Here is an 11888-nt window from a genome sequence, read left to right as displayed (position 1 = left end):
CAATGACTGCTTATATTTTCCGCAGATTGCTGCTCGTTGTGCCCACGCTGTGGGCGATTATTACCATTAATTTTTTTATCATCCAAATTGCCCCTGGAGGCCCAGTTGAGCAAGCGATTGCACAAATGGAAGGACATGGTGACGGAATTATGGAGCGATTTACTGGAGGCGGCCAAGAGGTGGATATGTCGCTGTCGGCTAACACTGGAGGATATAAAGGTTCCCGAGGTTTAGACCCCGAGGTAGTCGAAGCGATAAAAAAACAGTTTGGTTTCGATAAGCCTCTTCATGTCCGTTATTTTGAAATGCTAAAAAATTACGCAACCTTTAATTTTGGTGACAGCTTATTCAAAGGAGGCAATGTTATTGATTTGATCACTGAGCGTTTACCCGTTTCGATCTCTTTAGGGCTGTGGAGTACGCTGATCATCTACCTTATCTCCATTCCTCTCGGAATTTTAAAAGCCATTCACCATGGCTCAAGGTTTGATGTATGGTCAAGCGCAGTGGTTATCATCGGTTACGCTATTCCGGGCTTCTTGTTTGCGATTATTTTGATCATTATTTTTGCCAGTGGAAATTATTTCAGCTGGTTCCCACTGCGTGGTTTAGTATCAAATAATTTTGCTGATCTGACTTGGTATCAACAAATTGGCGACTATTTTTGGCATTTGGCTTTGCCCATCTTTGCAATGGTGATCGGTGGGTTTGCCACTTTGAGTATGCTAACGAAAAACTCATTTCTTGATGAGATCAACAAACAGTATGTGGTGACGGCTCGAGCAAAAGGACTGGATGAAGGACGTATTCTTTATCAGCACGTTTTTCGTAATGCGATGCTGATTATTATTGCCGGTTTTCCGAGTGCTTTTATCAGCATATTTTTCACCGGTTCGATGCTGATTGAAGTGATGTTTTCACTGGAAGGTATAGGGCTACTTGGTTTTGAATCGACCATTCAACGGGATTATCCTGTAGTGTTTAGTTCTTTATACATCATGACGTTACTTGGATTAGTCCTCAGCATCATTTCCGATTTGACCTATATTTGGGTTGATCCTCGAATCGACTTTGAGGCTCGTTCATGATGGTAAAAAAAAGGCTGTCCAACCCATTAAACGTATTGCGCTGGCACGGTTTTAAGTCCAATCGGCGCGGTTTTTATTCACTATGGTTGTTTACGCTTTTATTTGTGGTGAGCCTATTTGCTGAGCTGATTGCAAATGATAAACCCCTTTTGGTTGAGTACGATCAGCAGTGGTTTTTCCCCACCTTTCAACAATATGCAGAAACTCGTTTTGGTGGTGAGTTTGAAACCGAAGCGGATTATACCGATCCTTACGTCATCGATCTGATTGAACAAAAAGGCTTTATTGTTTGGCCATTGATCCCATTTAGTTACGACACCATCAACTTTAATATCAATAATGCAGTGCCGTCAGCGCCAGATTCAGTGAACTGGCTTGGTACTGATGATAAAGGGCGCGATGTGCTGGCTCGTATTATTTACGGGTTTCGTATTTCGGTTTTGTTTGGCTTTGTATTAACACTCGTCTCGTCAGTGATAGGCGTTATCGTTGGTGCCACTCAAGGTTATTATGGCGGTTGGCTTGATTTACTTGGGCAACGTTTTATTGAAGTTTGGTCAGGGATGCCAACGCTTTTTCTGCTGATCATTTTATCGAGTTTCGTCGAACCGAATTTTTGGTGGTTGCTTGGTATTATGGTGCTTTTTAGTTGGATGAGTTTAGTGGGCGTGGTGAGAGCGGAGTTTTTACGCTGTCGTAATTTTGATTATGTGCGGGCTGCGCAAGCGATGGGTGTGAGTGATCGCCGCATTATGCTTCGCCACATGCTACCTAACGCGATGGTGGCTTCTTTAACCATGATGCCCTTTATTCTTTCAGGCTCAGTTACGACTTTAACATCCTTAGATTTTCTCGGTTTTGGCTTGCCAGTCGGATCGCCCTCTTTGGGCGAATTATTGGCGCAAGGGAAAGCCAATTTACAAGCTCCATGGTTAGGTATTTCAGCATTTGTGGTGCTCTCGTTAATGCTGACATTATTGGTCTTTATCGGCGAAGCTGTACGCGATGCCTTTGACCCGCATTCGACAGGGAGAATATGATGAGTAAAACCGTACTCTCTATCCAAAATCTTTCGGTCGGGTTTGGTCAAAAAAACAATATTGAACCTGTGATTAAAGCGGTGTCACTTTCTCTCTCCGCAGGGGAAACTTTAGCGCTGGTGGGGGAAAGTGGTTCTGGTAAATCAGTGACGGCGAATGCCATTTTGAAGTTGTTACCGAAAAGTGCTGCCCACTATTTGCAAGGGGAGATCTTTTTTGATGGTATCAATACGTTGAACTGTAGCGAGAGGCAATTAAGAGGTGTACGAGGTGGGCGGATTGGTATGATTTTCCAAGAGCCAATGGTCTCACTCAACCCTCTGCACAAAGTTGGTAAACAGTTAATCGAAGTTGTGGAGATTCATCGAGGACTAAAAAGCAGCAAAGCACGTCAGTTGGCCATTGCATGGTTAGAAAAAGTGGGTATTCGATCGCCAGAAATTAAGATTAATGCTTATCCACATGAACTTTCTGGGGGAGAACGCCAGCGAGTCATGATTGCGATGGCTTTGATCAATGAGCCTGAATTACTGATTGCTGATGAGCCAACCACGGCACTGGATGTTTCTGTGCAGGCGCAAATATTAGATCTACTTAAAAACCTGCAACAAGAACTGGGTATGGCCATGTTGTTCATTACTCATGATCTCAGTATTGTTAAGCGTATCGCTGATCGCGTTGCAGTGATGCAAAATGGGCAAGTGATCGAGGTGAATGATGCCAAAACGCTGTTCTCATCCCCCTCTCACTCTTATACCAAAAAATTGATTGAATCCGATCCTCGAGGTTTGCCCGTTGACGTAAACCCTGACAACCCAATTCTAGTGCAGCTTCAGCATCTCAAAGTCTGGTTTCCCATCACTGGCGGCTTATTCAAGCGCACGGTCTCGCATATTAAAGCTGTCACCGACATGCAGTTTAAGCTTAAAAGAGGACATTCATTAGGAATTGTTGGCGAGAGCGGTTCGGGTAAATCGACCACTGGTATGGCGATACTAAAATTAGTCCATTCGGAAGGCTCGATTTGTTACGACAATAATGAGCTGCAAGGGTTAGATAGGAAAGCTATGTTACCTTATCGCAGCAAGATGCAAGTCGTTTTTCAAGATCCATTTTCAGCACTGAATCCGAGAATGTCGGTGGCGCAGATTATTGGTGAAGGGTTAGAGGTTCATAGCCGTTATGATCGACAAACTGTTGAACGAATGATTTGTGATGTGATGCGAGAAGTTGAGCTCGACCCAGCCACTCGCTACCGTTATCCCAATGAGTTTTCAGGTGGGCAACGACAACGTATCGCGATTGCTCGGGCATTGGTGCTTAAACCTGAGTTCATTTTACTTGATGAACCAACTTCTTCTTTAGATCGTACGATTCAAGCGCAAGTGTTGGATTTACTTAAATCGCTGCAACAAAAATATGGATTAACGTACTTGTTCATTAGCCATGATTTACATGTGGTGAAATCATTATGCCATTACACTATGGTGATGAAACAGGGTGAAGTCGTTGAGCAAGGGGAAACGCAACAGCTGTTTCTCAATCCTCAGCACCCTTATACCCAAGAGCTTATTTCCTTTTCTTATTAAACATCACGCTATGTCAGACAGTTAAATAACGTGATGTTGTCGCTAGGAAAACAGTGAGTGAACCTTGAAAGTAGCGGTAAAGTTGGGGTGCTATCGCGAATGTAAAGAATATCGCGATTAAATGGCCATCTTAATGGCTGGTACTATCGCTTCCGGCATGGCTAGAAAATAGCCTTGAAACATATCAATATCGAGTTTTTGCATTGCTTCGAGTTGCTCTTGGGTTTCGATGCCTTCTACAACGGTATTGGAACCATTCTGTTTCGCAAGGATAATACCATCCATAAGTGGGTCACAATCACCTTGCATATATTTGAGTAATAAGCTTCGATCAAATTTGATGATATCAGGCGTCACCAAATTAACCCGTTGTGGTGTTGAGGCTTGAGTACCAAAATCATCAATGGCAATTTTAAAACCATTTGCAGCCAGACTTTGCGTTGCGCATTGCAGCTTGCTTTCATTTTCTGAATCGATTTCAATCAATTCCATGACCAGTTGATTATGTTCTATATGCAGTTCTTTGAGGCGATCGCATAGCAATGCTTTGTTGATGTCGCTGATGGCAAACAATTCACCCGCGACAGGCAGTAAATTTAGAAATAATTGGCATTGACGATATTCGGAAAGGGCATAGTTTCGGATGTGGATAACTCGGCTGAGTCTTTCTACGTTAAGTTTGTCGATGGGATTAATAGTGTCGGAATGGAAAAAACAATCGGGGCGAATGGTCGTGCTGCCATTGGCGGTTATTCTCACTAGGGCTTCAACGCCCACAATACGGTTATCCCGCGAGAATATCGGCTGGAAAACGCTTCGCAGCACAAGATGTTGGTAATGAGCAATAAACTGGCCATCGGAATCCAGAGACATGCATTTTGAAAACTGAGTTTTGTTAGTTAAAAGCATACAATTTTCGACATCCTAATCATTAATTTTTGCTTGAAGCATCCGAGCGCCAATATGCCATGCCATATTATTGACTCACCTTGACCTTTGTCAATTGTACCTTTGGCTAAGATGAAAATTTGTGGGTTGTCAAAATAGCGTCACAAATATTGAATTATTTAGTGAATGTGATGCGGCAGGCTCAATTGATTGAGTGTGTGCTAAATCAGAAGACAGCCCAATGAAGAGGGTAATAAGGTAAAATCTAGAACTTGGAAGAAAATGAGGGCGGTTTGTTTACGTTACGCCCATTGTAATACGGCATATAATTGAACGTATTTTCGGACTAGTTGCTGGTTTTTAGAGCGTTTTAAAGGATGGCTAAATTTAATATAACAAGGGCTAATTTGAAAACGGTTCTCTAAAGATTGAGTTAGCAATGAGTCACTTTCATACAGCGTGATACCTTGTGCTAGGTATTGATCTATTTCATCGGGTAATTGCCCTGTCCACCAATGAAGTAACTCGCGACTTTTTTGGCTACGACTGATCCAGTGATCGGTCAGTAATAACAGTAAATCATTCGGTTGAATCGCGTAAGCGTACTCATATTTCCACTGCGCAATGTCTTGCATCAACTTTTCTCGACAGGTTTTACCAGCACTGACCATATGGTGAGTCAGGATCCATACCGTTCCAGCATCACTGCTCACTCGGTAATGGTGCGGCATGTCTCGCTGAGGGATTGATTCAATAACAGAATAGTGGCATGGGTGCCCAAATTCACTGAGTGTACGAGCCAACCTGCGAGCAAAAGCCTGCCCTAAGTGATGTTCACTCATTCCTTGGTTGTGTATGGTGGGGTAGTGCTTTTCACAAAGTTTTAGGCAGTCAGCTTGAAATTCGTTGACGCTTTGCGTGAGTATGTCCAGTAGCAACTCGTTGTTCTCCTTTAATAAAGCCAAGCAAGATTACCACAGTTATCAACAAGCACGAGCAGCAAATGGCGAGTTCTTGATCTTTCACACTATTCTTCTAATACGAGTATTCTACAGGTGTTAAACCCTTATGATTTGAAGCTACCGTTGTTTCAAGTTGTTTGAGCCTAAGTCGTGGTTATCTATATCCACAATAAGTTCCTTCAGTTTTTTCGAATAACTCAATCAGTACTAAAGTATGTCCACAATGTAAAGTATGGTAAATACTGTGTTAATAATTTAGGCTAGAATATAGATTCAATTCACTTTGTTGCTGTTTCACTTGCTGGTTTAGAAAATTTATGACAACTGAAGTTAAAAATTACAACTTAGTCACGCGTCTTATCCATTGGTTATCCGCACTCGTTATCATCGGTATGTTTGGTGCTGGGATCTGGATGGTTGAGTTAACCTATTACAGTCAATGGTATAACACCGCGCCACATTGGCATAAATCTGTCGGTTTGTTGCTGCTCGCGGTCACCCTGTTCCGCATACTATGGAAGTTGGTGAGTGTCTCTCCTGCCATTGGTGGCGGCCACTATGAGCGCATTGCGGCTAAAGCGGCGCACGGATTAATGTATTTATTATTGATGACGCTGTTTGTATCAGGCTATTTGATCTCAACAGAAGATGGACGAGGGATTGATGTTTTCAATTGGTTTACTGTACCAAGTATGGGCTTGTTGTTTGAAGGACAAGCCGATCTCTCTGGTACGGTTCACTTTTACGCAGCTTGGACGCTGATTATTTTAGCAGGCGTGCACGCTGTTGCCGCACTCAAGCACCATTTTATTGATAAAGACGATACGCTACGAAAAATGATAGGAGCTTCTAAATGAAGAAAACGTTACTTGCTACTGGATTGGCTTTCGCAACACTCATGCCGCTAGGTGCAAACGCTGCTGACTATGTTATAGATACCAAAGGTGCGCATGCTTCAATTAACTTTAAAGTCAGCCATCTTGGTTATAGCTTTACCAAGGGTCGCTTTAACAAGTTTGATGGTGAGTTTTCCTACGATCCTAACGACCTTGCAAGCTCAAAAGTGAAAGTTAATGTGGATACTCGCAGCCTGGATAGTAACCATGCTGAACGTGATAAACATATTCGTAGTGCTGATTTCATTGATGCATCAAAATATTCACAAGCCACGTTTACCAGTACTCAAGTGGTTGATAAAGGGAATGGTAAACTAGAAGTGCTCGGTGATCTTACTCTGCATGGGCAAACCAAACCCATTACTATTGATGCAGAATTTATTGGTGCAGGTAAAGACCCATGGGGTGGCCAACGCGCTGGTTTTTCGGGGACAACACGTATCGAACTCGCGGATTTCAATATTGCAGTAATGGGCACTTCAAGCTATGTCGATATGGAACTCTATGTTGAAGGAATACAAAAGTAATCCACATCTTGTTATGCTTTAAGCAAACATGAATAAAAGGGTCTAACTCTAGACCCTTTTCACTAACTCTCGCTATATTTTATCTCTATACATTGGCTAACTGACGGATTTCTGAGTCTGGAATTCGGCGACCGCGTTGTCCATGTCGTTTGCTTGTTTGGAAACGATATCGACTTCAATCAAACACTGTTTGGCTGAGTGCATATTATTATCAGAGATAGAGTTAAGTTCGGTGATCGATTCACTGACTTGGTTCATCACAATGCCTTGTTCTTCAATTGCAGAGGCGATTCGCTCAGAGTTACTTTGTATCATTTCCATGTCAGAGAGAATCTGACGTAAACTATTATCCAGTTCTCCTGAAGCCGTTAGCGTCGCATGGCCTTGAGTGTTGCATTGTGCAATATCAGTGACAACGGTGCTCATTTGGCTTTGAATTGCAGAAACGACATTGGTGATCTCTTCCGTTGACTGATGCGTGCGGCTGGCAAGTGCGCGGACTTCATCGGCGACCACAGCAAAGCCTCTGCCTTGTTCTCCGGCGCGAGCGGCTTCAATCGCGGCATTTAATGCCAGTAAATTGGTCTGCTCTGCGATACCTTGAATGATGTTAACAGCACCGCCAATTTGTTCGACATGCTTGTTCAATGAGGCGATGGAGATTTGACTTTTTTCCAATGTTCGTGAGAGTTCATCGACATTTTTTACCGTTGATTCCACCACCAAACGCCCTTGCTGAGCATTGTGCGCGGCTTTGTGTACACCTTCTACCGCTACACTGGTACTTTCTGAAATTTCGCTGATGGTGGACACCATTTCTTGAACGGCCGTTGCCATTGTCGTGGTGTGGTCAGCCTGAACGTGAAACTGTTCAATCACATCTTCTAATTCGTTATGCATACTTGATGTACTGTTCGATAGCTGGTGAGACTTTGTTTGAGAGCCAGCGATAAGAGTTTCGAACTTATCGAGTAAGGTATTAAAATAAGTTGCGATCGATACCAGCTCGTTGCGGCCAGTCAGTTCAACACGCAAACTGATGTTGTTGCTGTTTGAAATCATTTGCATCACTGATAACAACTTACTCACTTGCACGTTAATGGAGCGCGCTATTTGGAGAATAAATCCAAGGATTAGCACGATCACTAACGCACTGAGCCCTTGCTTCACATAGTTAAGTTCTTGCTCAATACTTGTAATCTCTTTATTTAACACTTCAGAAAAGGTGACAAACTGTTGTTCAACATCATGAGAAAGGTTACGTACTTCACCAAGTAGCCCTTGATTATATTTCAAACCAATCACTTTTTTCTGATCGACAAGCTGTTGGGCGGCCTGTGCTAATGCCGGAAAACGGTTGGCCACTGTGCTGTTTTGCAGCTCTCCAACCTGCACGCTTTGATCAAACGCCATTAGCTCTAAAAGTAATGCATCATCAGCATTAGGTTTTATGGTTTCCAATGCTTGTAAATAAGTGGCTAAAAGGCCGGATTTTTCATTTAATCCGTATAGGCTATAAGCCTGCACCAATTTTTCAAAACCTTGTTTATAAGCCAAAAGATCTTGTCGGAGTTGGCTACTAGAGGGGAGATCTCGATCTAACAGGATGAGGGAAAGTTGCTGTTCCAGATCTAAAAAAAGAGTGCTGTTTTTTTTAAAGGTTTCAAGGTATTTCACGTCGCTTCGCAGAAGAAAATCTTTCTCATTGCGCCGCAAATTGAGCAGTCTAATTTCAAGTTTATCGACTAAGTTAATGGCTTGATTGAGCGTTTCGGTGGTTTGGGAAAAATGTGTGGTAGTGGCTAACATTACCAGAACCCCGATAACCGCAATAGCACCCAGTGAATATAATTTTTGTTTGATACTCATGAGATTATACACCTAAGTAAAATGACAATAATTGATGAAAATGTAATTATTAGTATGTTTAATTAGAATGTTAGGATTAAATGAAGCGTATATCAATGAACGCAAAAATATAAATTACATGCATTATCGTGACACAATAGTGGAACTTTTATTTTGTTGATTCCCATAGAATTTGTTAGAGGCGCTCTGTAAACATGATTGAATTAGAAAATTACCAAGGACTTATTTTTGATATGGATGGTACGTTGCTTGACACCATGCCAGCGCATTTAGAGGCTTGGTCAAAAACAGCGCAACATTTTCGTTTCCCATTCTCAGAACAGTGGTTGCACAGTTTAGGTGGCATGCCTAGCGCTAAAATCGTTTCACAAATCAATAAGCTGCACGATCTCAAATTGGTGCCAGAGCTGGTCGCTCAATTTAAAATGGCGGCATTTTCTTCTATCGAAAATAGTGGCGAGGTAATTTCTTGTACTCATGAAGTTGTTGAGCAGTTTTATGGTAAAAAGAAGCTTGCGGTTGGGACTGGAAGCCAAAGGCAAAGTACACTCGCATTGCTTAAAAAGTCTGGGCTATTAAATCGCTTTGATGCTGTAGTAACGGCGTCTGATGTTGAAAACCATAAGCCGAATCCAGATACATTTTTGCGTGCAGCCTTTTTATTAGATCTCGAACCTAAGCATTGTGTGGTATTTGAAGATACTCATTTAGGTAAACAAGCCGCTCACGCTGGAGGAATGGATTGTGTGATGGTAGAGGAAGGAAAACTGGTGTTTTATCCAGTCCCTTCTCAAGAATAGAGCCGCGTAATGCGGCTCAACACCGCTTTACTGGATTTCAATTAATTCCACATCAAAAATCAGTACGGATGCAGGTGGGATAGGGCCGCTGCCACTTTTGCCATAACCTAAATTACTGGGTATAAACAGGCGCATTTTTTGTCCTTCCACCATCAGTTGTAGACCTTCCTGCCAGCCTTGAATCACCTGCTTCAAACCAAACACAATCGGGTCGTTACGTTCAACTGAGCTATCAAACACCGAACCGTCAAGTAAAGTACCGTGATAATGCACTTTTACACGACTGTTGGCTTTCGGATGAACGGTGCCAGTACCTTGTTGGAGTACGAGATATTGTAGGCCACTTTCGGTTGTTATCACGCCATCTTGCTGAGTATTTTCAGCCAAAAACGCTTGGCCTTTAGCAAAATTTTCATCGGCAATTTTGTGGTTATTCCACGTACGATAGATGAAAAAGCCAGCCAGTAAAAAAATAATAATTGGAAATACAAATTTAGACATATTTTTAAAGCCTTGTGGATTAGGGGTGAGTCAATAAATATGAGATGGTATTCGCGATATCTGCTGCATCTTTATGACCGGAGGTGATGACTAAATATTTGCCTTTCACAATAAAGGTTGGAACGGCATTGATTTGGCCTTTTACTGAAATATCATCAGCGAGCTGAATCTCTTGGAATAACTGTTTTTGCTGCTCATCATCTAACGAATACGGGCTGATTAGCCCTCGTTGGCTGAAGGCCAAATCAATCGCTTCTTTACGCTCACTTAACGTTACTTCTTCATCCATTTGCACGACCGAAAATAGCTGTTCCATCATGGCATGATCGGGAATTGCTCCTAGTTGCATCACGGCTGAATAGTAAATCATGGCTCCAATCTGTGCGCCTTCGTTAAAGGTGACATGCAGTTTACCAAATGTTTCACCTGTTATTTTCTCTAGCTCTGGGATGACCTTTTCCATTGAACGACAGTGTCCGCAAGTCAGCGAAAACACTTCCGTGACGGCTGGCAGGCGGTATGTTGCAAGACTTACGGGAAGCTCATCATATTGTTTCCCTTTTTGTGGCGTAGTGTTGTCACCGCAGCCTGCTAGAATCAGTAGTGTTGTGATGAGAGCCAACCAATAGCGTGTGTTTTTTTTCATAACGAGTATTGAGTTAAAAAAGAATACTTGAATTCTAACGGCTTACCGTGACAAGGAAAACAGAAACAACCACGAAATTGCTACCAAATATATATAAAGTTTTACAGTCTTGGCCGATACAGTTTAGGTAGTAAGAGAATGGAGTGATGCTTGAATGAAGTATTTAGCCTTACCGTTATTGATGTTGTTAACGGGGTGTGGAACATTAGCCACCGCAGATCGGATGTTTAGCGACAATCTATTGGATGCAGCGCCAAAAGGTGATTTTGACGTGCTCTATCCCGAATGGGGCTATGCGCCGAAGATTGCTTCAACAGGTGTTCAAGGCCCGATGGGACAGCAGCGCGTGAGTAGCTATGATTCTTTGCAAAGTTTTTTATTGAAGAATGGCGTTGATTACGAGGTTCTCCCGGGTAACCACATTATGGTTAAATTGAAAGATACGGTGAAATTTGAAACGGGCTCGTCCACCGTCTCCTCTGGCTCTGGTGACTGGCTTACTATGATGGGACGTTATTTAGCCTCAGAACCCGGTATTGATATTGTGATTGATGGCCATACGGACAGTAGTGGAGCGCCCACTTTTAATGATGGTTTATCTGAACGTCGAGCGAAAGCGGTAAAGAACACTTTAGTGAAAAGTAATGTGGCGATGGACTCTATTTTTACCCGTGGATATGGTGAATACGTTCCGGCTTGTACGAATAAAACCAATGCAGGTAAAGCATGTAACCGTCGTGTGGAAGTGTTATTTATTGTTTCCAATAATTAAGTTATGCCTTTTGGTGGCGTGCCTTTTAAGTGATGTATCTCTTTTCACACGCGACAAGATCAAAAAAGCCCAGCGAATGACTCGCTGGGCTTTTGCATTAAAAATAAGAAGACTTAAGCAAGCAGTTCTTGTGCTTGTTTCACCACGTTTTCAGTTGTAAAGCCGAACATTTTGAACAGTTGATCCGCCGGTGCTGACTCACCAAAGGTAGTCATACCGATGATCTTGCCGCCAAAACCCACGTACTTGTACCAGAAATCCGCGATACCTGCTTCAATTGCAATACGCTTAGTCACGGCTGCTGGTAGTA

General features: G+C 42.5%; 13 protein-coding genes. 7 read left to right on the top strand and 6 right to left on the bottom strand.

Annotated features, from left to right (window positions below; all coding sequences use genetic code 11):
• Window positions 1-2 precede the first annotated feature (2 nt).
• The 3 genes from AACV20_RS00065 to AACV20_RS00055 are packed head-to-tail and all read left to right on the top strand — an operon-like array spanning window position 3 to window position 3717.
• A complete protein-coding gene (locus AACV20_RS00065) occupies window positions 3-1088 on the top strand; it encodes a microcin C ABC transporter permease YejB (RefSeq protein ID WP_013867858.1) in 1086 nt (361 codons plus the stop codon).
• On the top strand, window positions 1085-2128 hold the full coding sequence (locus AACV20_RS00060; RefSeq protein WP_094133588.1) for an ABC transporter permease: 1044 nt from the start codon (window positions 1085-1087) through the stop codon (window positions 2126-2128). Before AACV20_RS00065 ends, AACV20_RS00060 begins: the two co-directional genes overlap by 4 nt.
• Window positions 2125-3717 carry an ABC transporter ATP-binding protein gene (locus AACV20_RS00055; RefSeq protein ID WP_170907722.1) on the top strand — a complete coding sequence of 531 codons (1593 nt, stop codon included), beginning with the start codon at window positions 2125-2127 and terminating at the stop codon, window positions 3715-3717. Before AACV20_RS00060 ends, AACV20_RS00055 begins: the two co-directional genes overlap by 4 nt.
• A gap of 117 nt (window positions 3718-3834) precedes the next feature.
• Here the strand turns inward: AACV20_RS00055 and AACV20_RS00050 are convergent, their stop codons facing one another.
• A complete protein-coding gene (locus AACV20_RS00050) occupies window positions 3835-4626 on the bottom strand; it encodes an EAL domain-containing protein (protein WP_170907721.1) in 792 nt (263 codons plus the stop codon).
• A gap of 281 nt (window positions 4627-4907) precedes the next feature.
• On the bottom strand, window positions 4908-5543 hold the full coding sequence (locus AACV20_RS00045) for a hypothetical protein (RefSeq protein WP_170907753.1): 636 nt from the start codon (window positions 5541-5543) through the stop codon (window positions 4908-4910).
• A gap of 341 nt (window positions 5544-5884) precedes the next feature.
• Here AACV20_RS00045 and AACV20_RS00040 point away from each other — a divergent pair, with 341 nt between their 5' ends.
• Entirely contained in the window at window positions 5885-6424 is a 540-nt protein-coding gene (locus tag AACV20_RS00040; protein ID WP_017047204.1) for a cytochrome b, read from the top strand.
• On the top strand, window positions 6421-6990 hold the full coding sequence (locus AACV20_RS00035) for a YceI family protein (protein WP_094147472.1): 570 nt from the start codon (window positions 6421-6423) through the stop codon (window positions 6988-6990). The genes AACV20_RS00040 and AACV20_RS00035 overlap by 4 nt, the downstream gene beginning before the upstream one ends.
• A gap of 96 nt (window positions 6991-7086) precedes the next feature.
• Here AACV20_RS00035 and AACV20_RS00030 read toward each other — a convergent pair whose 3' ends face one another.
• Window positions 7087-8859, bottom strand: a complete 1773-nt coding sequence (locus tag AACV20_RS00030; protein ID WP_170907720.1) for a methyl-accepting chemotaxis protein — start codon at window positions 8857-8859, stop codon at window positions 7087-7089.
• Between the two features lie 194 nt (window positions 8860-9053).
• Here AACV20_RS00030 and AACV20_RS00025 point away from each other — a divergent pair, with 194 nt between their 5' ends.
• Window positions 9054-9659: a beta-phosphoglucomutase family hydrolase gene (locus AACV20_RS00025; RefSeq protein WP_096037098.1), complete on the top strand. Its 606-nt coding sequence runs from the start codon at window positions 9054-9056 to the stop codon at window positions 9657-9659.
• Between the two features lie 27 nt (window positions 9660-9686).
• Here the strand turns inward: AACV20_RS00025 and AACV20_RS00020 are convergent, their stop codons facing one another.
• Window positions 9687-10160 (bottom strand): FKBP-type peptidyl-prolyl cis-trans isomerase, encoded by a 474-nt coding sequence (locus AACV20_RS00020; protein ID WP_017046439.1) that lies wholly within the window; start codon window positions 10158-10160, stop codon window positions 9687-9689.
• 19 nt (window positions 10161-10179) lie between these two features.
• Entirely contained in the window at window positions 10180-10806 is a 627-nt protein-coding gene (locus tag AACV20_RS00015; protein WP_096037097.1) for a thiol:disulfide interchange protein DsbA/DsbL, read from the bottom strand.
• A gap of 154 nt (window positions 10807-10960) precedes the next feature.
• Between AACV20_RS00015 and AACV20_RS00010 the strand changes: the two genes are divergently transcribed.
• The gene (locus AACV20_RS00010) at window positions 10961-11578 is read left to right on the top strand and encodes an OmpA family protein (protein WP_013867846.1); all 618 of its coding nucleotides are present in this window, start codon (window positions 10961-10963) and stop codon (window positions 11576-11578) included.
• 113 nt (window positions 11579-11691) lie between these two features.
• Here the strand turns inward: AACV20_RS00010 and AACV20_RS00005 are convergent.
• Window positions 11692-11888 (bottom strand): transketolase-like TK C-terminal-containing protein (locus AACV20_RS00005; protein ID WP_442712883.1); only part of this gene is annotated, 197 nt, incomplete at its 5' end.

Origin of the sequence: Vibrio sp. B4-6 (assembly GCF_963888245.1) — a bacterium.
GTDB classification, from domain to species: domain Bacteria; phylum Pseudomonadota; class Gammaproteobacteria; order Enterobacterales; family Vibrionaceae; genus Vibrio; species Vibrio anguillarum.
This window is presented reverse-complemented; position numbering and strand designations above follow the sequence as displayed.